Below are 23,883 nucleotides of genomic sequence, written 5' to 3'. Positions count from 1 at the left end.
CCATCCGCGCATGCGACCTGCCACATACAGCGATGAGGACCTTGAACAGCACTCCCTGCGCCGACGGGTGCCCGACGACGGGCAGCGGTCCGGGTTCGAGCACGACGTGGACCGGATCCTGTACTCGACGCAGTGGCGGGCGCTGGCCGGCAAGAGCCAGGTCGTGGCGAGCGCCGAGCTGGGCGCGTACCACACCCGGCTGACGCATTCGATGAAGGTCGCCCAGCTCGGCCGCCGGATGGCGGAGCGGCTGGAGCGCCGGTACGGCGGCCCCAACCCGGCGCTCGTCGAGGCGGCGTGCATGGCCCATGACATCGGCCATCCGCCCTTCGGGCACGCCGGCGAAATGGCGCTGCGCACCACGATGGACGAGCTGCACTTCGCCGACGGCGTGCTGGACAGCTTCGAGGGCAATGCCCAGACCCTGCGGGTGCTGACCTTCCTCGCCGCCCACAAGTACCCGGGCCATCGCGGACTGCATCTGACCCGTGCCTGCCTGGACGCCGCCACGAAGTACCCGTGGGAGCGGGCACCGGTCGACCAGGATCCGGCGCGGCATGTGAAGTGGGGCGTGTACGTCGCCGACCGGGAGGCGTTCTCCTGGGTGCGGGCCGGCCGCACGGATCTCGCCGTACCGGTCGAGGAGCAGGTCATGGACTGGGCGGACGACGTCACCTACGCCTGCCACGACGTCGAGGACTTCTACCGCACGGGACTGATCCCGCTGGCCGCGCTCTTTCCGCCGGACGGTGCCGCGGGCGGCGAGACCGAGCGGGAGACCCGCCGCTTCCTGGACTATGTGCAGGCCAAGCGGGCGCGGTCGGGTGAGGCCTTCGACCGCGAGGCGGCGCTGATGCTGATGGCGGACATCGGCAAACGGCTCGCGGTGCCCGCCCCGTACAGCGGCAGCCAGGAGGACGCGGTCGCGGTCAACCGCCGCACCGCCGATCTGATCTCGTACTTCACCCGGGGGATCGAGCTGGAGGTGGGCGGCGCGGCGGCGATCCGCTACGGGGCGCGGCTGGTGATCCCGCCGGAGCGGCGGGCCGCCTGCGATCTGCTCAAGGAGCTGGTGTGGTGCTATGTCATCGACCGGCCCGCGCTGGCCACCCAGCAGCACGGCAAACGACGGATCGTCGGCGAGCTGCTGCGCTGGAGCCATGACGCCCCCGAACTGCTGCCGCCGGACCGCGCCGAGGAGCTGGCGCTGCACGGCGACCGGCTGCGTGCCGCGGCCGACCATGTCGCCTCGCTCACCGAGGACCAGGCGCTGGCCCTGCACCGGCGGCTGTCCGGCACGGGCCTGGGCTCGGTGAGCGACAACGTGTGGCGGTGAGGCGGGGCGGTCCGGGGGACGCGGACGGACACCGGTCCCCCGGACCGCCGCCGCCCGCCCCGGACCGCGGCTACTCCGCGCCGGCCCGCGGCTGCTCGGCCCCGTCGCGCGGCTTGCGCTCCTGCCGCAGCGCGATCCGCCCCAGCACCCCGGCGACCAGCAGCGCCCCCACCGCGATCAGCACATAGTCCGGTACGCCGTTGCCGATCCGCCTCGCCCATTCCTCGACCCGGAACTCGGTGTCCGCGTCGAGGATCCCGGGCAGCGCGCTGGTCCCGTTGAAGCGCAGGAACAGCACGCCGATGCCGATGAAGAAGACCCCGGACAGCAGCGAGGTGGTGTGCAGCCGCAGCCTGCCCAGGCGGAGTTCCCGGCCGCGCAGCCAGCCCCGGGTGCCGAGCTCGAAGCGGTCCCACAGCAGTGCCAGGACGAACAGCGGCAGTGCCATGCCCAGCGCGTACACGGCGAGCATCGAGGCCCCGTACACGGCGTTCCCGCTGACCGCGGTCACCGTCAGCACCGCGCCCAGGATCGGGCCGGCGCAGAAGCCGGCCAGGCCGTAGACGCAGCCGAGGAGGAGGGTGGAGACGGCGGAGCGGGGGGTGATCCTGGCCGCCGCCGCCTGGGCGCGCCGGGAGGCGAAGCCCAGGCCCAGTATCTGGGCGAGGCCCATCGCGATGACGACCCAGCCGCCGACGGCGATCAGCAGTTCGCGGTGGCCGTTGAACAGCCGGCTGGCCGCCGTACTGGCCGCCCCGAGCGGCACGAGCGTGGTGGCCAGCCCGAGGTAGAACACCCCGGTGCGGGCCAGCAGCCGGCCCGGAGTGGCGAGGGAGTACGCGAAGAACGCCGGCAGCAGCAGCGCGCTGCACGGGCTGAGCAGGGCGAGCGCCCCGCCCAGGAACGCCGCGAGGTAGCCGATGTCGGTGGTCACTCTCCGGCCCCCGAGCCCTTCGCACCCGCCTTCGCCGCGGCGTCCTCGACGGCCTGCGCGAAGACCTCGGTGGGCTGGGCACCACTGATCGGCCGCCCGTTGACCAGGAAGGACGGCGTGGACTGCACGCCGAGCCGGTAGCCCTCGTCCTGGTCCTTCTTCAGCGCGCGCTCGGCGCCCGCGCTGCCCAGGTCCGTACGGAACCTGTCGATGTCCGGCACACCGCTGGCGCGGGCCAGCTCGACGAGCTTGTCCTCGGCCAGGTCGCTGCCCTTGCGGCTCTTGGCGTACAGCGTGTCGTGCAGCTGCCAGAACCTGCCCTGCTGCCCGGCGGCCCACGACGCGCGGGCGGCCCGCTCGGAGTCGGCGCCGAAGACGGGGAAGTTGCGGAACTCGATCCGCAGGGTGCCCGCGTCGACGTACTTCTTGATCAGGTCCGGCTGGGTCTCGCGGGTGAAGCGGCCGCAGAACGAGCACGCGTAGTCGGCGTACTCGACCAGGACCACCGGGGCGTCCTTCTTGCCGACCGCCAACGGATCGCCGGCCGTCCGCCGGCTGGTCTTCTCGGCGAGGTCGTCGAACATCTTCTGCTGTGCGGCGTCCCCCTGGGAGCCGCTGGAGGCGGCGGCCCCCGATGCGCCGGGGCGGCCGGTGTCGCGGCCGCCCTCGACGGCCTTGCCTACGGCGATGCCGATGGCGATCACGGCCACGACGAGGGCGACGACCGCGCCTACGGCGGCGAGTTTGCGGGTGGGTGAGGCGGAAGTGGGCATGCGGAAGCTCCAGACGTACGAAGAGGGAATGCGGCCTTGTGCGTCGGGGAGCGGCCTAGATCCGCAGTACGGGGAGGAGCGCGGTGTGGTCGACGGCGGACGCGCCGTCCGTCGGCGGCCGGGCGAGCGCGAACTGCGCGGGCAAATCGGCGGCGAGCGGCCCCGGGCCGACGGTCGCGGGGGCCAGTGGCTCACCGCGGTGCGACGCGGGCGGCGGGGCGGACTCCTCGGGGCCGGGCGCGTGCCGGTCCGAGCACCTCTTGGGCGCGTCGGCCACCGGGACATCGGCCCGGCCGTCGACGGCCCGGCTCTCCTGGGCGACGGCGTGCCACACCCGTTCGGCGCCGGCGGCGCGGCCGCCCGCCCGGGCCTGGTCCCCGCCGGCCCGGCACAGCAGCGACCCGAAGGCCACCGCGAGGAGGAGCAGCAACGTCATCGCAGCCGACCGGCGCATGGCGTGCATGTCCCTCCCTCCCTACCGTCCGCGCGTATGAGCAACCCATCCTACGGACCGTCGCCGGATGACCGGAGCCGCGACCGGCGCGCGGCCGCAGGCGCGCGAAGGCCGCTGCTCAGCGGTCGGTGACCCGCATCTCGAACCAGGTGGTCTTGCCTCGGGGCAGCAGGTCCACGCCCCAGCGGTCGGAGAGTTTGTCGACGAGGAAGAGGCCCCGGCCGCTGGTGTCCATTTCCTGGACGGGCATGAGACAGGGCAGGCCGCGGGACGGGTCGCGCACCTCGATGCGGATCCAGCCGCGGCGGCGCAGCATCCGCAGTCCGAAGGTGCGGGCGCCGGTGTGGCGCACGGCGTTGCCGACGAGCTCGGAGACGAGCAGGACGGCGTGCTCGGCGAGCTGGGGCGTCAGGGACCACTGCCGCAGGAGTACGGCGGCGGTCAGCCGGCGGGCGATGCCGGCGGACTGGGGGCGGGAGGGCAGCCGGACCTCGCCGATGTTCGGGTCGCCGACGAGGTCGAGTGCCGCGGACGCCGGGCCGCAGGGGGCCGGAGCCGGTCTCCGGTCCGCACCGGGGATGCCCCACCGTGCGGCGGCCGGATCGCTCCGCGGCCGCGGCTGCTCCATTCCTTCGAGGCCCGCCATGCCCCCCATCATGGCTGCTACTTGGCGGTCACGGGGGCGGAACCGGCGGAATCCTTTGCCCGGAATCGCCGGTTCCGGACCCCCTGCGGGACATATGCCAACGACAGTTAAGGTTCCGGGACTTACGCCCTGACCTGCGATGACACTCGACCTGCGCAGGCTTGGCACGACCTGTCAACAAGGCTGCCTTAAGGCGCAATTAAGTTTTCCGCAATTCGCCCACACGAGGCATCTGGTCCCGGCCAAACCTCATTCGTCCCGCCAACACCAGAGGTTTCAGAGGAACTTGGCCTTGCCGGGCCCCTCCTCGACGAAGCTGCGCATCCCGATCTCCCGGTCCGCGGTCGCGAACAGCCCCGCGAACCAGTTGCGTTCCACCGTTAGCCCGGTGTCGATGTCCGTCTCCAGGCCCGCGTCGACGGACTCCTTCGCGGCGCGCAGGGCCAGCGCGGGACCGGCCGCCAGCCGCGCGGCCCAGGCGTGCGCCTGCGCGTGGACCTCGGCGGCCGGCACGACCCGGTCGACCAGGCCGATCGTGAGCGCCTCCTCGGCCTTCACGTGGCGGCCGGTGAAGATGAGGTCCTTGGCCTTGGAGGGGCCCACCAGGCGGGCCAGCCGCTGTGTGCCGCCGGCGCCCGGGATGAGGCCGAGCAGGATCTCCGGCTGGCCGAGCTTGGCGTTGTCGGCGGCGATCCGGAAGTCGGCGCAGAGCGCCAACTCGCAGCCGCCGCCGAGCGCGTAGCCGGTGACCGCGGCGACCACCGGCTTGGGGATCCGGGCCACGGCGGTGAACGAGTCCTGCAGGGCCTTGGAGCGCAGGACCATGGCCGTGTGGTCCATGGCCTGCATCTCCTTGATGTCCGCGCCGGCCGCGAACACCTTCTCGCCGCCCCAGATGACGACGGCGCGCACGTCGTCGCGGCGGGTGACCTCTTCGGCCAGCTCGCGCAGCCGGTCCTGGGTGGCGATGTCCAGTGCGTTCATCGGCGGGCGGTCCAGGCGGATGGTGCCGACGCCGTCGGCGACCTCGAGATTCACAGTCATGGTGGAAGGTTAGTCCCCGTTAACGAAGTGGGGCCCGGTGCACTTGGTCACAGTGCGGGACCGGGCCCCCAACGGGTCATGCGGCGCGCCCGCCCCTACGGGCCGGCCTTCCACCGCTCCCAGGACATGTTCCAGTCGCTGAAGCCGTTGTCGGGCTGGATCGTTTCATCATGCGAGTTCTGGACCACGACGACATCGCCGACGAGGGAGTTGCGGAAGAACCAGGCCGCCGGGGTGGACCCGTCGCCGCCGCCCCGCTGGTCGAACAGGCCCACACAGCCGTGGCTGGCGTTGCGCGTGCCGAACGTCGGCCGGCCCGACCAGTAGTTGCCGTGGATGAACGTGCCGGACGTGCTCAGCCGCATGGCGTGCGGTACGTCCTTGATGTCGTACTCGCCGCCGAAGCCGACGGTGTCGCCGTTCATCCGCGTCACCACGTGCTTCTCGCTGATCACCATCTTGCCGTTGTAGGTCTCGGTGCCCGGCGCGCCCGACGTGATCGGGATGGTCTTGACCCTCTTGCCGTCGCGGACCACGGTCATCTGCTTCGACTTGGCGTCGACCGTGCTCACCTGGCTGCGGCCGATCGTGAAGGAGACCTCCTTGGCCTGGGTGCCGTAGACGCCGGGCCGGCCCTCGACGCCGTCGAGGTCGAGCTTGAGGGTGACCTTGGTGCCCGGTGCCCAGTACTTCTCGGGGCGGAAGTCGAGCCGGTCGTTGCCGAACCAGTGGCCCTCGATCGGGACCGACGGCCGGGCCGTGACCCTGATGGCGTCCTCGACGGCCTTGGGGGAGGTGATGCCGCGGGTGAAGTGGATCGAGACCGGCATCCCGACGCCGACCCGCTGGCCGTTCTCGGGGCTGTACCGGCCGATGAAGGTGTTCTTGGGGACGAGGGTGGTGAAGCCGGCGTGCTCGGCGGCCTCCCGGCCCTGGCGGTCCACCGCGACCGCGTCGACGGTGTACTCCGTCGAGGCGCCCAGATGGCCGCTGGGCCGCCACTGGGCGCCGTCGCCGGATATCTTCCCGTCGACCTCGTTGCCCTTGCCGTCCTTGACCCGTACGGACGTGAGCCGGCCGTTCTTGGCGGTCACCTCCAGCGCGCCGCTGGTGGCGACGTCGTCCGAGCCGTCCTTGGGCGCAATCGTCACCGCGGCCCGGGAGGCGGCCTTGTCCCCGCCCGCCTTGCCGGCCGGTCCGCGGTCGTCGGTGTCGTCCCCGCCGCACGCGCTCACCAGCAGTAGCGTCGCACCGAGCAGAAGTGTGAGCGGGCCCCGGCCCCCGCGTGGCCACCGGCGCCGGTGAGCCGGCACCCCCGGATTCGGCTGGACGTTCACGATCGGCCCCTTTCCCCCTCGCACGGCCCGCGGTCGCCCGCACGCGTCTGCCCGCAGCCGCGCACTTGCCGTTAGGTAACCACACCGCGGTGACAGTGAACTCCCCGCGGATGTCACCGTTCAGTCCCAAGTGCGAGGGTGGCTCGGGGGTACTCGCGAACGCGTGCGCGCGCCCAGGGGCCCCGGCCCCGGTCAGCCCAGCGCCGAACCGGCCCGCCACTGCTCCCACGGCATGTTCCAGCCGCCCAGGCCGTTGTCGGGTGCGACCGTGCGCTCCGGGGAGTTGTGGACCACCACCAGGTCGCCGACGATCGACTGGCCGAAGAACCAGCCCGCCGGGGTGCCGCGGCCACCGCCCTTGATGTCCCTGAGGCCCACGCAGCCATGGCTGGTGTTTCTGCCGCCGAAGACCTCGGGACGCGCCCAGTAGTTGCCGTGCAGAAAGGTCCCGGACCTGGTGAGGCGCATGGCGTGCGGCACGTCCGCGATGTCGTACTCGCTGCCGAAGCCGACGGTGTCGCCGTCCATCCGGGTCACCGAATGGCGCTCCAGGATCACCATCCGCCCGTTGTACGTGGGGTTCTGGGCGTCGCCCGCGGTGACCGGCAGCACCGCCACCACCCGGCCGTCGCGCCGCACGGTCATGGTGTGCCGCGCGGCGTCGATGGTGCTGACCTGGTCCCGGCCCACCCGGTAGTGGACGGTGCGGTGCTGTGTGCCGTAGGTGTCCGGTCCGGCCTTCACCCCGCGCAGCCGCAGTTGCACGGTGACTTCGGTGCCCGGCCGCCAGCGCTCGCGGGGCCGGAAGTCCAGCCGCCGGTGCCCGAACCAGTGGCCGGAGACCGGTACGGCGGGCCGGGCGCTCACCTGGACGGCCCGTTCGACGGCCGCCCGGTCGGTGACCGGCCGGCTGAAGACCATCGAGAAGATCAGGCCGGTGCCGACCGTGGTGTCGCTCGGGGGCGAGAAGCGGCCGATGACGCGCCGGGCGGGCACGGCCGTGGTGAAGGTGGTGTGGCGGGCCGCGCGGTGCCCCGCCTCGTCCAGCGCCACCGCGTCGACGGTGTACTGCGCACCGGGCTGGAGCGGACCGGGGGCCGGGCGCCAGACCGTGCCGTCCGAGGAGATCCGTCCGGCGACGGACTGCCGGCCGGCGTCCCCGTCGCGGCTGACCTCCACCCGCTCCAGCCGGCCCTGCGGCACCCGGATCTCGAACCGCCCGTCGGTCCGGACGCCGTGGGCGCCGTCGTGCGGGACGATGCGGATCATCTCCTCCACGGTGCGCGGGGTGCCGCTGTCGAACAGCACCGAGTCCGCGCAGCCCGCCAGCGCCACCGCTCCGGCGAGCCCGGCCACGGCGGCGAGCGCGGCCCGCAGCCGGCGCGTGGTACGGGAACCGCCCCGGCGGCCCGACCGGTCCCGCACCCGGGCCGGCATCCGGGCCCGCACACGGACACCGCCGCGGCTCGTCGCTCGGTCTCCTGCTCGGCCCTGGTGATGGACGGTCATATACCGGATTGTGACGGATGATCCCCGGGTCGGGAGGTATGCCGCGTAACGGAATGTCAGGGACATCTCCCAGCAAGGCATGGACAGAACAATGAGCCGCCACGCCGGGAAGCGTGAGGCAACGCCCGGTTGCGGGAAGAACAACGGGGAGGGCGGAGACACACGCACGGCCGGGGCGCCCCAGCTGCCGCTGGGGCGCCCTCCGGTGGGGACCGCCCGACCGAGCCATGAGCCGCAGGAGGCCGGCACGTGTCGAGCGCACCCGAGCAGGAGGCGGTGGCGGACGAACCACTCGCCCCACCATCGGACGTCCGCCCCGGCAGCCCGACGCCACTGGGGGCCCGCTACCGCACCGGGCCCGACGGCGTCGTGGGCACCAACTTCGCCCTGTGGGCGGGCGGTGCCGAGGCCGTGGAGCTGTGTCTGTTCGACGAGGAGGAGCGTGAGACGCGCCATCCGCTCACCGAGCTGACCCATGAGATCTGGCACGGCTTCCTGCCCGGTATCCGCCCCGGCCACCGCTACGGCTACCGGGTGCACGGCCGCTGGGACCCGTGGAGCGGCGCCCGCTGGAACCCCGCGAAGCTGCTGCTGGACCCGTATGCCAGGGCCGTGGACGGCGACTTCGGGACGTGTACGGAGCCGGCCGGCGACGGCGCCGCACTGCCCGCCCGGCTCTACGGGCACGTCCGCGACTGGCCGCAGCAGCAGATCGCGGACACCGTACGCGACGACCGGGACTCCGCCCCTTACGTCCCCAAGGGTGTCGTGGTCGGTGGGGACACCGGGGACGAGGGCGGCGAGGACGAGTGGCGCGACGACCGGCGCCCCAAGACGCCCTGGCCGGATTCCATCCTCTACGAGCTGCATGTGCGCGGCTTCACGATGCGCCACCCCGGTATCCCCGAGCATCTGCGGGGCACCTACGCGGGCCTGGCGCACCCGGCCGCACTGGAGCACCTGGTCCGGCTCGGCGTCACCGCCGTCGAGCTGCTGCCGGTCCATCAGTTCGCCCACGAGGACCATCTGGTGCGCCGGGGGCTGCGCAATTACTGGGGCTACAACTCCATCGGCTACTTCGCGCCGCACGCCGGCTACGCCGCCACCGGCACCCGCGGGCAGCAGGTCGGCGAGTTCAAGCGGATGGTGCGGGCGCTGCACGACGCCGGTATCGAGGTGATCCTCGACGTCGTCTACAACCACACCGCGGAGGCTGGCGAGCTGGGGCCGACGCTCTCCCTGCGGGGCATCGACAACCGCGGCTACTACCGTCTGGCGGGCGACGCCCGGCGCTACGCCGACTACACCGGCTGCGGCAACACCCTGCACGTCGTCCAGCCCCAGGTGCTGCGACTGATCACCGATTCGCTGCGCTACTGGGTCACCGAGATGGGCGTGGACGGCTTCCGCTTCGATCTGGCGGCGGCGCTGGCCCGCTCCATGCACGACGTGGACATGCTCTCCCCCTTCCTCGCCGTGATCGCCCAGGACCCCGTACTGCGCCGGGTCAAACTCATCGCCGAACCGTGGGACGTGGGCTCCGGCGGCTATCAGGTCGGCGCCTTCCCGCCCCTGTGGACGGAGTGGAACGACCGCTACCGCGACACCGTCCGCGACTTCTGGCGCGGCGCCCAGCACGACGTACGCGACCTGGGCTACCGGCTCTCCGGTTCCAGCGACCTCTACGCATGGGGCGGCCGCCGCCCGTACGCCTCGGTCAACTTCATCACCGCGCACGACGGCTTCACCCTGCGCGACCTGGTCACCTACGAGCACAAGCGCAACGCCGACAACGGCGAGAACAACCGCGACGGCACCCACGACAACCGGTCGTGGAACTGTGGCGCCGAGGGCGAGACCGACGACCCGGAGGTCACCGCGCTGCGCCACCGCCAGCTGCGCAACCTGCTGACCACCCTGCTGCTGTCCACCGGTGTGCCGATGCTGGTGGCCGGCGACGAGATGGGCCGCACCCAGCACGGCAACAACAACGCCTACTGCCAGGACAACCCCACCAGCTGGGTGGACTGGTCGCTCCTGGACGACCCCGGCTGGCGGCCGCTGGCCGAGCTCGCCGCCCGGCTGATCGCGCTGCGCCGCGCGCACCCCGTCCTGCGCCGCCGGGCGTTCTTCTCCGGACGGCCGCACCGGCAGGGCGGTCTGCGCGACCTGGCCTGGTTCACCGCGGACGGGACGGAGATGACCGAACAGGACTGGTACACCCCGGGAGCCACCCTGGGCATGTACCTCTCCGGCAACGACATCTCCCAGCGCGACGCCCGGGGCATCCGCATCGTCGACGACAGCTTCCTCGCCGTCCTGCACGCCGCCGCCCAGCCCCGCCCGCTCACCCTGCCCGGCCCGCCGTGGGCGCGGGCGTACGAACTCCTCGTCGACACCGCCCGCACGGACCAGCCGGGGCCGGCGCAGCCGCCGTACGCGGCGGGCGGCACGATCACGCTCGCCGGGCGGTCGGTGATGCTGTTCCGGGCGGTGCCGGGCTGAGGCGGGCGGAAATTCACCGGAGCGTTGTCAGTGGTGCGCCTTACGCTCGCGGGTGATGGCTGACACCGCGCTCACGACGCACCAGACCGACCGGACCGACTTACCCCGACGCTCCGCAGTGCGCACGCTGTTGCGACTGTGGCCCTTCGTGCGCCCGGTGCGGGCGCGGCTGTTCACCGCCGCGTTCGTGGCGGTGGTCGCCTCCTGTCTGAGCCTGGTCATTCCGCTGGTGCTCAAGTGGCTGGTGGACGGTCCGGTGGCGGCGCGCGACACGGGCGGGGTATGGCTGGGCGGCGGATATCTGCTGCTGCTCGGTGTCGCGGAGGCGCTGCTGTTCGGGCTGCGGCGCTGGCTGGTGGCGCGCCCGCTGGCGGGGGTCGAGGCGGCGATGCGTGCCGCGCTCTACCGCCGTCTGCAGCGGCTGCCGGTCGCCTTCCACGACCGCTGGCCGTCGGGCCAGCTGCTGTCGCGGGGCACGACCGACCTGCAGATGCTGCGCATGTTCCTCACCTTCCCCCTGACGTTCCTGCTGGTCAACGGGGTGACCATCCTGGTGGGCTGGGTGGTGCTGCTGGCCCAGCGCTGGACGCTGGGGCTGGTGCTGCTGGCGCCGGTGCTGCCGCTGATGGTGCTGTGCTCCGTCTTCGAGGCGAAGTACGGGCGCGCGGCCCGCCGCACCCAGGACCAGCTGGGTGACCTGACGACGGTGGTCGAGGAGTCGGTGCTCGGCATCCGCGTCGTCAAGGGCTTCGGACGGCACCGCAGCCAGGCCCGCGCCTTCAAGGAGCTGACCCGCTCGCTGCGTACGTCCGAGCTGCGCAAGGCGCGGCTGCTGGCCTGGATCCTGGGGGTCAACACGGCGCTGCCGGAGATCGCGATCGGCGGCGCCCTGGTGCTCGGCACGCTCCAGGTGGCCGACGGCGTGCTGTCCGCGGGCACCCTCGTGGCGTTCCTGTCGACCGCGCTGGCGCTGCGCTGGCCGGTGGAGTCGATCGGCTTCCTGCTGGCCATGAGCAGCGAGGCGGCGACGGCCACGGAGCGCTATTTCGAGGTGATGGACGAGCCGGCGGTCACGGACGAAGGAGACGGGGCCGGGGACGAGGACGGGGCCGGGGCCGACGACGACGGGAGCGACCGCGACCGCGGCCCCCTCGGTGGCCTGGCCTTCTCCGGTGTCGCGTTCCGCTACCCCGACGCGGCGCCGGACAGCCCGCCCACCCTCAAGGACGTCACGCTGCACATCCGCCCCGGCGAGACCATGGCGCTGGTCGGGGCGACGGGCAGCGGAAAGACCACGCTCACGGCGCTGGTGCCGCGGCTGTACGACCCCACCGCCGGCCGGATCACCCTCGACGGCCGCGACCTGGCGACGATCGGCCGGGACGAGGCCCGCTCCCTGGTCGCGGTCGCCTTCGAGGACCCGACGCTCTTCTCGGCGACCGCCGCGGAGAACGTCCTGATGGGCGCGGAGCACGCCCAGGAGGCGGATCTGCGGCGGGCATTGGAGGTGGCGCAGGCCGACGGGTTCGTCGACGCCCTCCCCGAGGGCGCCGCGACCCAGGTCGGCGAGCAGGGCCTGAGCCTGTCCGGCGGGCAGCGGCAGCGGCTCGCCCTGGCCCGCGCCGTCGTCGGCCGGCCCCGCTTCCTGATCCTCGACGATCCGCTCTCGGCCCTCGACGTGCGCACCGAGGCCGCGGTGGAGGCGGCGCTGCGCCAGGTCCTGACCGGCACCACGGCGCTGGTGGTCGCCCACCGCCCGTCCACGGTCCTGCTCGCCGACCGGGTCGCGCTGCTGTCCGGCGGCCGGATCGCCGCCGTCGGCACCCACCACGAACTCCTCCGGGACAACCCCGAGTACGCCGCGCTGATGTCCGGCGGGGAAGAGGGCGCCCGATGACGACCGCCACGACCGGCCTTTCGTCCGACGACCCCGAGGAGCGCCCGGGACCGCATCAGCCGCAGCCACCGCACCAGCCGCAGACGCCCGAGCCCGCCGACTCCTTCGCGCACGACCGGCTGCCCGCCCCCAAGGGCGCCGCCCGCTCGCTCCTCGCCTCCTTGCTGGCACCGCACCGCCCCCGCGTCTGGGCGGCGGCCGTCCTGCTGCTCCTCCAGCAGGCAGCCGTGCAGGCGGGGCCGCTGCTGGTCGCCTATGCGCTGGACCGCGCGGTGCCGGCCGTGCGAGCAGGCGCGTTCGGGCCGCTGATCGCCGTCGGGCTGGCAGCCGCGGTGTGCGCCGCGGCGTCCGGCGGGCTGCAGTTCGGCTTCATCCAGCTCTCCGCCCGGGTCAGCCAGGACGTGCTGCTCGCCCTGCGGGGCCGGATCTTCCGGCACGGGCAGGCGCTGAGCCTGGACTTCCACGAGCGCTACACGTCCGGGCGGCTGATCTCCCGCGCCACGACGGACGTCGAGTCGCTGCGCGAACTCCTCGAAGAGGGGCTGCAGGAGCTGATCACGATCGCCCTCGCGACGGTCTACATCACCGTGACCCTGGTCGTCCTGGACTGGGGCTTCGGAGCGGCCGCCCTGGTCTCCGGCGCGCCCCTGTACCTCCTCATCCGCTCCTACCGGCGCCGCACGCATCGCGTCTACGGCGCGAAGTCCACGGCGATGGCGGACCTCATCGTGAAGTTCGCCGAGACCCTCAACGGCATCCGGCCGGTGCAGGCGTTCCGCCGCGAGCGGCTCAACGACGCCGCGTTCGCCCGGCTCAACCACCGCCACGAACGGGTCAACGGCGACGCGCTGCTGGAGATGGCCCGCTATGTCGTCACCTCCCGGCTGGTGGCGAACACCGCGGTGGCCGCGATCGTCCTGTGGGGCGCCTACCGGGTGGCCACGGGAGACCTGGCGCTCGGCGTGCTGGCCGCCGCGGTGCTGTATCTGCGCCGGCTCTACGACCCCATCGACCGGCTCGGGATGTTCCTCAACTCCTATGAATCCGCGGCCGCCTCGCTGCAGAAGATCGCCGGCCTGCTGGCCCAGCCGGCCACCGTCCCGGAGCCCGCGGCACCCACCGCGCTGCCGGCCCCGGCGGGCGGCCGGCCGGGGCGCGAGGTCGCCTTCCGCGGTGTCCGCTTCGCCTACCGCACGGGCGGCGAGGTGCTGCCGCGCTTCGATCTGACCCTGGCGGCCGGGACGACCACCGCCGTGGTGGGCGCCACCGGCGCCGGCAAGTCCACCCTCGCCAAGCTGCTGGCCCGCTTCTACGACCCCACCGAGGGCCGGGTGCTGCTCGACGGCGTCGATCTGCGCGAGCTGTCCGCCGCCGAGCTGCGCCGGGGCGTGGTGATGGTCACCCAGGAGGCGTTCCTGTTCACCGGGACGGTCGCCGACAACATCGCCATCGGCCGCCCGGACGCCACCCGCGAGGAGATCGAACGCACCGCGAAGCACATCGGCGCCCATGACTTCATCACCGCTCTGCCGGACGGCTATGACACCGACGTCCGCAAGCGCGGCGGCCGTATCTCGGCCGGCCAGCGCCAACTCGTCGGCTTCGCCCGCGCCCTGCTCGCCGACCCCGCCGTGCTGATCCTCGACGAGGCGACCAGCTCCCTGGACATCCCCGGCGAGCGAGCGGTGCAGGCCGCCATGGACACCGTCCTGCGGGGCCGCACGGCCCTGGTCATCGCCCACCGCCTGTCGACCGTGGAGATCGCCGACCGGGTCCTGGTCATGGCCGACGGCAGGATCGTCGAGGACGGCCCGCCGGCCCGGCTCATCGCCGACCGCGGCCGGTTCGCCGAGCTGCATCGCACCTGGCGGGACAGCGTGGAGTAGGGGGGTGGTGGGGCAGCGGGGTAGTGGGGTAGTGGGCCAACGGCCGGTCGTTGAGGATCCGCGATTCTTCGGGTGCCCGGCTGTCAGGGGAGCGTCGAGCAGGTGAGGGCGGTGAGGGCGTGGCGGAGGGGCGCCGCGCTCGGTGGGCGGTCGCGCCAGCGGGCGGCGATGTGGCCGTCGGGTCGGATGAGCAGTGCTCCGTGCGGACGGAGGCCGCAGAAGTCGATGTGCTCGTGCGGAAGGGGCTCGATGCGCAGCGGCCAGGGTGCGGTGGCGGTGGCCTGCCGCTCCCAGTGGGCGGGGCCCGGGGTCAGGAGGGTGAACCATTCGCCGAGGGTGTCGAGCGTGGAGCTGTCGGGTGTGAGCCAGAGGTGTGGCATGCGGTGGCCCGGCTCCGTGGTGGGGAGGTATTCCGTGCCGCTGTCGGACGGCTCGGGTGGGGTGGCGTCGCCGGTGAGGACGGCGGCGGAGCGGTAGGAGACACCGAGCACGAGGCCGAGTTGGGCGAAGAACTCTTCGGACCAGGGCAGTTCGATCCGGGCCGGGGCCGCTTCGGAGCTGTTCGCGGCGCCGGTTCTGCACCTGGAGCAGCAGCTGGGTGTTGGCCACTGCCTGGCGGAGAGCCCGGTGGGCGACCGGTCGTCGTTCCGTCTCGTAGCTCTCCAACAGGCCCGGCCCGGCCCACCCGTGGAGCACGCCCGCCAGTTTCCAGCACAGGTTGTGCACATCGGCGACGCCGGCGTTCATCCCCAGCCCGCCGATGACGGGGATCGCGTGCGCGGCATCGCCGGCCAGCAGGATCCGGCCGTGGTGGAAGCGTTGGGCGACGCCCCCAGCAGCTGCCGGACGGTGGAGTTCGCGCGAGGGACACCACCGGCCGACCCGCCGCCGACGGCCGTCCTCAACTGCGGGGCGTGATCGGCCCCTTGCGCCGATCACGGTGTTCTCGCGAGCGTTAGGGTCCAGGCATCGGCGGACTCGGCAGGGACGAACACGGGGGGGCGGGGATGGCGGACACCTCGGCGGAGCCGGGCGCGAAAGCGCCCCGCCACGGCAGTGCCGGACGGTATCTGTGGTGGCTGGTGACCAGTCAGCGGTGGCGGGTCGCGGCGGGCGCGTCGTACGGGAGTCTGTGGATGGTGGGGCTGATGCTGCCGCCGTATGTGCTGTCGCGGGCGATCGACGAGGGGCTGGCGCCGGGGCGGATGCCGGCGCTCGTCGGGTGGACGGCGGTGCTGCTGGGCGTCGGGGTGCTCAACGCCTGGCTGGGGATCCTGCGGCACCGCACGATGACCAGGATCCGGATGGACGCCACGTTCCGCACGGTGCGGGCCGTGGTGGCGCAGACCCTGCGCCTGGGCGCGGCGCTGCCGCGGAAGGTGACGGCCGGTGAGGTCGTCACGATCGGGATCGGCGATGTCGCGGTGATCAGCCAGACGCTGACGATGACCGGGCCCGGCGTCGGCGCGGTGCTGGCGTACGGGGTCGTCGCCGTCCTGCTGCTGGGCGTCTCCCCGCTGCTCGCCGCGGTGGTGCTGCTGGGCGTCCCGCTGCTCGCCCTGCTGGTCGGGCCGCTGCTGGGCCGGCTGCAGGGGGCGGAGTCGCGCTATCGCGAACGGCAGAGCGGGCTGGCGGCGCGACTGACGGACCTGGTCGGCGGGCTGCGGGTGCTGGGCGGCCTGGGCGGCAAGGAGGTGTTCGCCGACCGCTACCGGCGCGATTCGCGAGCGCTGCGGCGCGAGGGCTATCGGGTCGGCGCGACCACCAGCTGGATCCAGGCGCTCGGGGTGGGCCTGCCGACGCTGTTCCTGGCCGCGGTGACCTGGCTCGCGGCGCGGATGGCGGCCCAAGGGGACATCACCGTAGGTGAGTTGGTGGCGGTCTACGGGTATGCCGCGGCGCTGGTGGTGCCGGTGTCGTTCTTCATCGAGGGCGGCTACGACCTGACCCGGGGCCTGGTCGCCGCCCGGCGGGTCGTGCACTTCCTGCGGCGGGAGCCGGACCCGGCGGGCGGTGCGGGGGACGAGGGCGAGGCGGGGCGGGCGCCCGAGGGGCCGGCCGTGCTGCGGGACCCGGAGTCCGGCGTGGAGGTGGTGCCCGGGCTGCTGACCGCGCTGGTCGCCGCCCGCCCGGCCGAGTCGGCGGCGGTGCTCGACCGGCTGGGCCGGTTCGCGGATTCCGCGGCGACCTGGGGTGCGGTACGCCTCGACGAGATCGGGCTGCGGCAGGTCCGCGACCGCATCCTGGTCGCGGACAACGAAGCGGACCTCTTCGCCGGGACGCTGCGCGAGGTGATCTGCGGGCGCCGGGATCCGGCCGGCGAGGCGATCGACCGCGCCGTCCACGCGGCGCTGGCCGAGGACATCGTCCGCGGTCTGCCGGACGGGCTCGGCTCGCCGGTCGAGGCGCAGGGCCGCAACCTCTCCGGGGGGCAGCGCCAGCGCCTGCGCCTGGTGCGGGCGCTGCTGGCCGACCCCGAGGTGCTGCTGGCCGTCGAGCCGACCTCGGCGGTCGACGCGCACACCGAGGCGGCCGTCGCGGGCCGGCTGCACACCGCCCGCGCGGGTCGTACCACCGTCGTCACCAGCACCTCACCGCTGTTGCTCGACCGGGCGGACACGGTGTGCTTCCTCGTCGGCGGCAAGGTCGCCGCCGTCGGCAGCCACCGCCGGCTGCTCGACGAACAGCCCGCCTACCGCCGTCTGGTGGCGCGCGGCGAGGACGGCACACCGAGCGACGAACAGGGCGGCGCCCCGGGGGCCCCGCCCGCGTCCCTGGCACAGGAGAGCGCACGATGACGACGGCCACCACCCGGCCCGCGCGAGGCGGCGACGACCTGCCCGGCGATGCGGCCCTGCCGGTCGCCGGCCGCGCCACCACCCGACGGGCCGCGCTCCGTCTGATCCGGCTGGACGGGCGGGCGTTCGCCCTGATGCTCGCGCTGAACGCGCTGGCCGCCGGCGCCGGTCTGGCCGGCCCGTGGCTGCTCGGCCGGATCGTGGACACGGTGCGCGACGGCGGCGGGGTGCGCGCGGTCGACCGGCTGGCGCTGGTCATCCTGGTGTGTGCGCTGGCGCAGCTGCTGCTGGCGCGGTACGCCCGGTACGTCGGGCACCGCTTCGGTGAGCGGACCGTGGCGCGGGTGCGCGAGCAGTTCGTCGACCGGGCGCTGGCGCTGCCGGCCGCGACCGTGGAGCGGGCCGGCAGCGGTGATCTGACGGCCCGTGGTACGACGGACGTCACCTCGGTCGCCCGGACGCTGCGGGACGCCGCGCCCGAGGTGTTCATCGCGTCGGTGCAGGCGCTGTTCCTGCTCGGTGCGGTGGTGGTGCTCGATCCCCTGCTCGGGGCGTGCGGGCTGGGCCTGCTGAGCGGCCTGCTGGCGGTGAGGTGGTATCTGCGCCGGGCCCACCGCGCGTATCTGGCCGAGGGGGCGGCGACCTCGGCGCTGGCCGAGCTGCTGGCGGCCACCGCGGCGGGTGCCCGGACCGTCGAGGCGCTGGGGCTCCAGGAGCGCCGGCGGGCGGCGAGCGAGCAGGCGATCGAGCGGTGCCGGCGTACGCGTACCAGGACGCTGTTCCTGCGCAGTGTGCTGCTGCCCGCCGTGGAGGTCTCCTACGTCCTGCCGGTGGTCGGGGTGCTGCTGGTCGGCGGGGTGCTGCACGGGCGGGGCGGGATCAGCCTGGGGGTGGTCGTCGCCGCGGCGCTGTACCTGCGGCAGCTGGCCGAGCCGCTGGCGACGGTCCTGCTGTGGGTGGAGCAGCTGCAGAGCAGCGGTGCGGCCTTCGCCCGCGTCGAGGGGCTGGGCCGGGCCCCGCTGACCCCGAAGTCCGCCCCCTCGGCCGCCGTTCTCCCCGCCGACGACCGCATCGACGTCACGGCCGTCCGCTACGCCTACGGCACCCGGCCCGGCGACGACGGCTCCCCCGCCTCCCCCGCCTCCCCCGGTCGGGACGTCCTGCACGACGTCACCCTCACCATCCGCCCCGGCGAGCGGATCGCCCTGGTCGGCCCCTCCGGAGCCGGCAAGTCCACCCTGGGACGGCTGCTGGCCGGCGTCGAAGCGCCGAGCGGCGGCTCGGTGACCGTCGGGCGGGTGCCGATCGCCGAGCTGGACCCCGAGGTGCTGCGCCGCCAGGTGGTCCTCGTCACGCAGGAGCACCATGTGTTCCTGGGCAGCGTCCGCGACAACCTGCGGATCGCCGCGCCCGGCGCCGACGACGCCGCACTGCGCGCGGCGCTGGCGGCCGTGGGGGCCGCCTGGTGCACGGAGCTGCCGGCCGGCCTGGACACCGAGCTGGGCCCCGGCGGGCACCGTCCCGACGGCTCGCAGGCGCAGCAACTCGCCCTGGCCCGCGTGGTGCTGGCCGATCCGCACACCGTGGTCCTGGACGAGGCGACCGCGCTGCTCGATCCGCGCACCGCCCGGCACACCGAGCGCGCGCTGGCCGCCGTCCTTGAGGGCCGTACGGTCATCGCCATCGCCCACCGGCTGCACACCGCCCATGACGCGGACCGGGTGGCCGTGCTGGAGAGCGGCCGGCTGACCGAACTGGGCACCCACGACGACCTGGTGGCGGCCGACGGCGCCTACGCGGACCTGTGGCGCTCCTGGCACGGGCGGACCGCGGCCGGGTGAGATCAGGCCCAGATCGTCCGGAAAGCGAACGCTGATTCCGCGCAACGGACGTTTTCCGGCCAATTAGTTGATCGGAGCCTGACAACCGGCGGGCTGTGGTGGGACTCTTCCCCGCAACCGCCGCACGGCCCCCACAGCACCACGCCTCGCGACGGCCGGCTCCACCCCCCGTTCCACCAGTACGTCAAGCACCTTTGTGCGTACGTCTCCCCCCACACGCTCCATGAGTTCTGCCTCGCTCTGCCCGGACGGCCGTTCGCCGCCCGGTCCCCCTCGGCCGCACCGTCACGTAGCGGCCACCGCAGAAGGAGTCAGTGTGAGACGCACCCCCCATAGACGCGCCGTCGCAACCGGCGCGCTCGTCGCCGTCACGGCGATGCTGGCCGTCGGTGTACAGGCCGGTACCGGCACGGCGGCCGCCCCGCGGCCGGGCGCCGGGCACGCCGTACCCGACCCCGGCGCCCTGCCGGTCAAGCTGTCCCCGTCCCAGCGTGCGGAGCTGATACGGGAAGCCGGCGCCACCACCGCCCAGACGGCGCGGCAGCTGAAGCTCGGCGCGAAGGAGCGCCTGGTCGTCAAGGACGTCTCGAAGGACGCCGACGGCACCGTGCACACCCGCTACGAGCGCACCTACGACAAGCTGCCGGTCCTCGGCGGCGACCTCGTGGTGCACACGAGCAAGGGCGGCACGCTCCAGGGCGTCACCAAGGCCGTCCGCTCGCAGCTCAAGGTGGCGGGCACCACCGCCAAGATCAAGCCGGCCGCCGCCGAGGCGAAGGCCGTCACCTCGGCGCGGGCCCTGGGTTCGAAGAAGACCGAGGCCGCCAAGGCGCCGCGCAAGGTGGTCTGGGTCGCCGACGGCAAGCCGCTCCTGGCCTACGAGACCGTGGTCGGCGGACTGCAGGACGACGGCACGCCCAACCAGCTGCACGTCATCACGGACGCCACGACCGGCGCCAAGATCTTCCAGTACCAGGGGATCGAGCAGGGCGTCGGCAACAGCGAGTACAGCGGCAAGGTCACCATCGGGACGTCCGGCTCGGCGCCGAACTTCTCGCTGACCGACCCCACCCGCGGCAACCACAAGACCTACAACCTCAACCATGGTTCGTCGGGGACCGGTTCACTGTTCACCGACGCCGACGACACCTGGGGCGACGGTACGCCGCAGAACGCCCAGACGGCCGGCGTCGACGCGGCCTACGGCGCGCAGGTGACCTGGGACTACTACAAGAACGTGCACGGCCGCAGCGGCATCAAGGGCGACGGCGTGGGCGCCTACTCCCGCGTCCACTACGGCAACGCCTACGTCAACGCCTTCTGGGACGACGGCTGCTTCTGCATGACCTACGGCGACGGCAGCGGCAACAGCCACCCGCTGACGTCGATCGACGTGGCCGGCCACGAGATGTCGCACGGTGTCACCTCCGCCACCGCCAACCTGACCTACAGCGGTGAGTCCGGCGGCCTCAACGAGGCCACCTCCGACATCTTCGGCACGGCGGTGGAGTTCTACGCCAACAACGCCTCCGACCCCGGTGACTACCTCATCGGCGAGAAGATCGACATCAACGGCGACGGCTCCCCGCTGCGCTACATGGACAAGCCCAGCAAGGACGGCGCCTCGGCCGACTACTGGTCGAGCAACGTCGGCAACAAGGACGTGCACTACTCCTCCGGTGTCGCCAACCACTTCTTCTACCTGCTGTCCGAGGGCAGCGGCCCGAAGGACATCGGCGGCGTCCACTACGACAGCCCGACCTTCGACAACCTGCCGGTCCCGGGCATCGGCCGGGCCAACGCCGAGAAGGTGTGGTTCAAGGCGCTCAGCCAGTACATGAGCGCCAACACCAACTACGCGGGCGCCCGCACCGCCACCCTGAAGGCGGCGGCGGACCTGTTCGGCCAGGGCAGCGCGTCGTACAACACCGTGGCCAACACCTGGGCGGCGGTCAACGTCGGCGCCCGCGTCCCGGACGGCGCGGTGAGCGTCACCAACCCGGGCAACCAGACCAGCACCGTGGGCCAGGCGGCGAGCCTGCAGATCAAGGCCACCAGCGGGACCGCCGGCGCGCTGTCGTACGCGGCGACCGGGCTGCCCGCCGGGCTGTCGATCGACGCGAACACCGGTCTGATCTCCGGTACGCCGACCACGGCCGGCACCGGCAGTGTGACGGTGACGGTCACCGACGCCGCGAAGAAGACCGGTACGACGTCCTTCACCTGGACGGTCAACCCGGTCGGCGGCGGCAGCGTCTTCGAGAACGCCGACGACGTGTCGATCCCGGACGCGGGCGCGGCGGTCACCTCGCCGATCACCGTCAGCCGCAGCGGCAACGCGCCGAGCACGCTGAAGGTCGGCGTGGACATCGTCCACACCTACCGCGGTGACCTGGTCATCGACCTGATCGCCCCGGACGGCACGGCCTACCGGCTGAAGAACTCCAGCGCGTTCGACTCCGCGGCCGACGTGAAGACGACGTACACCGTCAACGCCTCCTCGAAGGCGGCGAGCGGCACCTGGAAGCTGCGGGTCCAGGACGTCTACTCACAGGACACCGGTTACATCAACGGCTGGAAGCTGACGTTCTGACCTCGCCACAGCACTCAGGCGTCATCCTCGTATGACATAGGCGGGACGGCGCCTCGCGCCGCTCCACAACTCGCCTTCCATGCAGGCACCTTGGGCGTCGTCCCCGGATCTCCGGGGGCGGCGCCCGACTCCGTTATGCGAACAGCGATCACCTCTCTACGAACGATTTTCAGCCAACCTATGAACAAACTCCTGACATGCACGCGTTCGAATGGCAGTCTTCCCGACGCATGTCACACCCGCATCGCTTTGCACCCCCACCACTTGGCAAAGTTGAAGGAGCACGCGTGACCCCCCACATATCCCGTAAGACCCGTGTGACCGGTGGCGCCCTCGCGGCGGCCGCCCTGTTGGCCGCGGGAATCACCGTCGGGACCGCCGGCGCCTCGCCGGCCCCGGTCGCCAAGAAGGACGCCTCTCCCCTCCAGCTCAGCGCCTCGCACCGCGCGGAGCTGCTGCGCGACGCGAGCGCCACCAAGGCGCAGACCGCCAAGGCCCTGGGCCTGGGCTCGCAGGAGAAGCTGGTCGTCAAGGACGTCATCAAGGACGCCGACGGCACCACGCACACCCGCTACGACCGCACCTACGCCGGACTGCCGGTCCTGGGCGGCGACCTGATCGTGCACACCGCCAAGGGCGGCGCGGTCAAGTCGACGACCAAGTCGACGGACAAGACCATCAAGGTCGCCTCCACCACGGCGAAGATCGCCCCGCAGGCCGCCGCGAAGTCGGCACAGGGCACCGCCGCGAAGTCGCTCGCCGCGAAGAAGGGCGACGCGCAGGCCCCGAAGAAGGTCGTCTGGGCCGCCTCCGGCACCCCCGTCCTCGCCTACGACACCGTCGTCAAGGGCGTCCAGAAGGACGGCACGCCCAGCCGGATGCACGTCATCACCGACGCCAACAGCGGCAAGAAGCTGTTCCAGTACGACGAGATCCACACCGGCAAGGGCGAGAGCGAGTACAGCGGCAGCGTCGAGCTGGGCACCTCCAAGGAGGGCAACGGCTTCACGCTGACCGACGGCGAGCGCGGTGGCCACAAGACCTCCAACCTCGAGAACAGCGAGTCCGGCGACGGCAAGGCCTTCACGGACGAGGACGACAAGTGGGGCACCGGCAAGCCCGACGACCCGCAGACCGCGGCCGTCGACGCCCACTACGGTGCGGCCCAGACCTGGGACTACTACAAGACCGTGCACGGCCGCGCCGGCATCAAGGGTGACGGCAAGGGTGCCTCCTCGCGCGTCCACTACGGCGACAGCTACGTCAACGCCTTCTGGGACGACAGCTGCTTCTGCATGACGTACGGCGACGGCGAGGGCAACAAGAAGCCGCTCACCGCCATCGACGTCGCGGCCCACGAGATGTCGCACGGTGTCACCTCCGCGACCGCCAACCTCACCTACAGCGGTGAGTCCGGCGGCCTCAACGAGGGCACCTCGGACATCTTCGGCACCTCGGTCGAGTTCTACGCCAAGAACGACAAGGACCCGGGCGACTACCTCATCGGCGAGAAGATCGACATCAACGGTGACGGCTCCCCGCTGCGCTACATGGACAAGCCCAGCAAGGACGGCCAGTCGCAGGACAACTGGGACTCCAACACCGGTGGTCTCGACCCGCACTACTCCTCGGGTGTCGCCAACCACTTCTTCTACCTGCTGTCCGAGGGCAGCGGCCCGAAGGAGATCGGTGGCGTCAAGTACGACAGCCCGACGGCGGACGGCAAGAAGGTCGAGGGCATCGGCCGGGACAAGGCCGAGAAGATCTGGTTCAAGGCCCTGACCGAGTACATGACCTCGAACACGGACTACAAGGCCGCCCGCGAGGCGACGGTCAAGGCCGCCACCGACCTGTACAAGGCCGGCAGCCCCGAGGTCAAGGGCGTCGAGGCCGCCTGGACCGGTGTCGCCGTCAAGTGACGCGGTGCGCCCACAGGCGCTGATCGTCCCGGGGTGAGGTGACCCCGGAAGAACGAAGGCGGTGCCCGGAGTCTCTCCGGGCACCGCCTTCGCGTGCGCCGGCACGGGTGGCGGGGTCCGGGCAGCGCCCCCGGGAGCCGCTCGCCGGTGCCCGCCCTCCCCCGGGAGCGGCCGCCAGCCGACCGCCCCCCAACCCTCCCCCAACTCCCCACCTCCTATGGCGAGTTGGCTACCTCATCCGCACTTCCCGACACATTGCTACCACCGAGTCCGCCGATATGGCCGATTCCACCCCCTCATGCGCTCTTGTACGTACTCCCTCCTAGGGGGAGGCTTGCGCGACACCGGACATCCGCACACCGCAACTCCGCTGTGATCACACCGAGTTGAGGAGGCGAACGCCGACCGTGT

Annotated in this window: 17 protein-coding genes and 1 pseudogene; 9 read left to right on the top strand and 9 right to left on the bottom strand. The window is 72.6% G+C overall.

The window, feature by feature from the left end; all coding sequences use genetic code 11:
- Positions 1-10 precede the first annotated feature (10 nt).
- Positions 11-1,336, top strand: a complete 1,326-nt coding sequence (gene dgt, locus ACZ5XZ_RS04945; RefSeq protein ID WP_468974691.1) for a dGTP triphosphohydrolase — start codon at positions 11-13, stop codon at positions 1,334-1,336.
- A 70-nt stretch (positions 1,337-1,406) separates the two neighbouring features.
- Here the strand turns inward: dgt and ACZ5XZ_RS04940 are convergent, their stop codons facing one another.
- The 7 genes from ACZ5XZ_RS04940 to ACZ5XZ_RS04910 all read right to left on the bottom strand — a co-directional run bounded on the left by ACZ5XZ_RS04940 (position 1,407) and on the right by ACZ5XZ_RS04910 (position 8,033).
- On the bottom strand, positions 1,407-2,270 hold the full coding sequence (locus ACZ5XZ_RS04940; RefSeq protein WP_468974690.1) for a cytochrome c biogenesis CcdA family protein: 864 nt from the start codon (positions 2,268-2,270) through the stop codon (positions 1,407-1,409).
- Positions 2,267-3,043 (bottom strand): DsbA family protein, encoded by a 777-nt coding sequence (locus ACZ5XZ_RS04935; protein WP_468974689.1) that lies wholly within the window; start codon positions 3,041-3,043, stop codon positions 2,267-2,269. Before ACZ5XZ_RS04935 ends, ACZ5XZ_RS04940 begins: the two co-directional genes overlap by 4 nt.
- A 55-nt stretch (positions 3,044-3,098) precedes the next feature.
- Positions 3,099-3,506 carry a hypothetical protein gene (locus tag ACZ5XZ_RS04930; RefSeq protein ID WP_468974688.1) on the bottom strand — a complete coding sequence of 136 codons (408 nt, stop codon included), beginning with the start codon at positions 3,504-3,506 and terminating at the stop codon, positions 3,099-3,101.
- 109 nt (positions 3,507-3,615) lie between these two features.
- Positions 3,616-4,155: an ATP-binding protein gene (locus tag ACZ5XZ_RS04925; RefSeq protein WP_468974687.1), complete on the bottom strand. Its 540-nt coding sequence runs from the start codon at positions 4,153-4,155 to the stop codon at positions 3,616-3,618.
- A gap of 264 nt (positions 4,156-4,419) precedes the next feature.
- The gene (locus tag ACZ5XZ_RS04920; RefSeq protein WP_468974686.1) at positions 4,420-5,187 is read right to left on the bottom strand and encodes an enoyl-CoA hydratase/isomerase family protein; all 768 of its coding nucleotides are present in this window, start codon (positions 5,185-5,187) and stop codon (positions 4,420-4,422) included.
- Positions 5,188-5,282: 95 nt separating this feature from the next.
- Positions 5,283-6,524: a L,D-transpeptidase gene (locus tag ACZ5XZ_RS04915; RefSeq protein ID WP_468974685.1), complete on the bottom strand. Its 1,242-nt coding sequence runs from the start codon at positions 6,522-6,524 to the stop codon at positions 5,283-5,285.
- A 192-nt stretch (positions 6,525-6,716) separates the two neighbouring features.
- The gene (locus tag ACZ5XZ_RS04910) at positions 6,717-8,033 is read right to left on the bottom strand and encodes a L,D-transpeptidase (RefSeq protein WP_468974684.1); all 1,317 of its coding nucleotides are present in this window, start codon (positions 8,031-8,033) and stop codon (positions 6,717-6,719) included.
- Between the two features lie 249 nt (positions 8,034-8,282).
- Between ACZ5XZ_RS04910 and glgX the strand changes: the two genes are divergently transcribed.
- The 3 genes from glgX to ACZ5XZ_RS04895 are packed head-to-tail and all read left to right on the top strand — an operon-like array spanning position 8,283 to position 14,321.
- Positions 8,283-10,538 (top strand): glycogen debranching protein GlgX, encoded by a 2,256-nt coding sequence (glgX, locus tag ACZ5XZ_RS04905; protein ID WP_468974683.1) that lies wholly within the window; start codon positions 8,283-8,285, stop codon positions 10,536-10,538.
- Positions 10,539-10,593: 55 nt separating this feature from the next.
- Positions 10,594-12,435, top strand: a complete 1,842-nt coding sequence (locus ACZ5XZ_RS04900) for an ABC transporter ATP-binding protein (RefSeq protein WP_468974682.1) — start codon at positions 10,594-10,596, stop codon at positions 12,433-12,435.
- Positions 12,432-14,321: an ABC transporter ATP-binding protein gene (locus tag ACZ5XZ_RS04895; RefSeq protein ID WP_468974681.1), complete on the top strand. Its 1,890-nt coding sequence runs from the start codon at positions 12,432-12,434 to the stop codon at positions 14,319-14,321. Before ACZ5XZ_RS04900 ends, ACZ5XZ_RS04895 begins: the two co-directional genes overlap by 4 nt.
- Before the next feature lie 83 nt (positions 14,322-14,404).
- On the opposite strand, the gene ACZ5XZ_RS04890 is transcribed toward ACZ5XZ_RS04895, so the two are convergent.
- Positions 14,405-14,812 (bottom strand): aromatic-ring hydroxylase C-terminal domain-containing protein, encoded by a 408-nt coding sequence (locus ACZ5XZ_RS04890; protein WP_468974680.1) that lies wholly within the window; start codon positions 14,810-14,812, stop codon positions 14,405-14,407.
- Between the two features lie 181 nt (positions 14,813-14,993).
- A pseudogene (locus ACZ5XZ_RS04885) lies at positions 14,994-15,116 on the bottom strand (FAD-dependent monooxygenase); the annotation flags it as partial.
- Between ACZ5XZ_RS04885 and ACZ5XZ_RS04880 the strand changes: the two are divergent.
- From ACZ5XZ_RS04880 to ACZ5XZ_RS04860, 5 genes are all read left to right on the top strand, one after another.
- Positions 15,096-15,239, top strand: coding sequence for a hypothetical protein (locus ACZ5XZ_RS04880; protein ID WP_468974679.1), 144 nt, complete (start codon positions 15,096-15,098; stop codon positions 15,237-15,239). The pseudogene ACZ5XZ_RS04885 and the gene ACZ5XZ_RS04880 overlap by 21 nt on opposite strands.
- Positions 15,240-15,328: 89 nt before the next feature.
- Positions 15,329-17,119 (top strand): ABC transporter transmembrane domain-containing protein, encoded by a 1,791-nt coding sequence (locus ACZ5XZ_RS04875; RefSeq protein WP_468974678.1) that lies wholly within the window; start codon positions 15,329-15,331, stop codon positions 17,117-17,119.
- Positions 17,116-18,960: an ABC transporter ATP-binding protein gene (locus ACZ5XZ_RS04870; protein ID WP_468974677.1), complete on the top strand. Its 1,845-nt coding sequence runs from the start codon at positions 17,116-17,118 to the stop codon at positions 18,958-18,960. Before ACZ5XZ_RS04875 ends, ACZ5XZ_RS04870 begins: the two co-directional genes overlap by 4 nt.
- Positions 18,961-19,276: 316 nt before the next feature.
- On the top strand, positions 19,277-21,553 hold the full coding sequence (locus ACZ5XZ_RS04865; RefSeq protein ID WP_468974676.1) for a M4 family metallopeptidase: 2,277 nt from the start codon (positions 19,277-19,279) through the stop codon (positions 21,551-21,553).
- Between the two features lie 287 nt (positions 21,554-21,840).
- A complete protein-coding gene (locus ACZ5XZ_RS04860; RefSeq protein ID WP_468974675.1) occupies positions 21,841-23,472 on the top strand; it encodes a M4 family metallopeptidase in 1,632 nt (543 codons plus the stop codon).
- Positions 23,473-23,883 lie beyond the last annotated feature (411 nt).

It is taken from the genome of Streptomyces sp. NPDC033270, from assembly GCF_055576575.1.
The sequence above is the reverse complement of the archived record's forward strand: the minus strand, read 5'-3'. Positions and strand labels throughout refer to the sequence as shown.

What these genes read in the sequence shown, in the direction of transcription:
- dgt (WP_468974691.1), top strand. Translation starts at nt 11, where the DNA reads ATGCGACCTGCCACATACAGCGATGAGGACCTTGAACAGCACTCCCTG.
- ACZ5XZ_RS04935 (WP_468974689.1), bottom strand. Translation starts at nt 3,043, where the DNA reads ATGCCCACTTCCGCCTCACCCACCCGCAAACTCGCCGCCGTAGGCGCG.
- ACZ5XZ_RS04930 (WP_468974688.1), bottom strand. Translation starts at nt 3,506, where the DNA reads ATGCACGCCATGCGCCGGTCGGCTGCGATGACGTTGCTGCTCCTCCTC.
- ACZ5XZ_RS04925 (WP_468974687.1), bottom strand. Translation starts at nt 4,155, where the DNA reads ATGATGGGGGGCATGGCGGGCCTCGAAGGAATGGAGCAGCCGCGGCCG.
- ACZ5XZ_RS04920 (WP_468974686.1), bottom strand. Translation starts at nt 5,187, where the DNA reads ATGACTGTGAATCTCGAGGTCGCCGACGGCGTCGGCACCATCCGCCTG.
- ACZ5XZ_RS04910 (WP_468974684.1), bottom strand. Translation starts at nt 8,033, where the DNA reads ATGACCGTCCATCACCAGGGCCGAGCAGGAGACCGAGCGACGAGCCGC.
- ACZ5XZ_RS04900 (WP_468974682.1), top strand. Translation starts at nt 10,594, where the DNA reads ATGGCTGACACCGCGCTCACGACGCACCAGACCGACCGGACCGACTTA.
- ACZ5XZ_RS04895 (WP_468974681.1), top strand. Translation starts at nt 12,432, where the DNA reads ATGACGACCGCCACGACCGGCCTTTCGTCCGACGACCCCGAGGAGCGC.
- ACZ5XZ_RS04875 (WP_468974678.1), top strand. Translation starts at nt 15,329, where the DNA reads ATGGCGGACACCTCGGCGGAGCCGGGCGCGAAAGCGCCCCGCCACGGC.
- ACZ5XZ_RS04870 (WP_468974677.1), top strand. Translation starts at nt 17,116, where the DNA reads ATGACGACGGCCACCACCCGGCCCGCGCGAGGCGGCGACGACCTGCCC.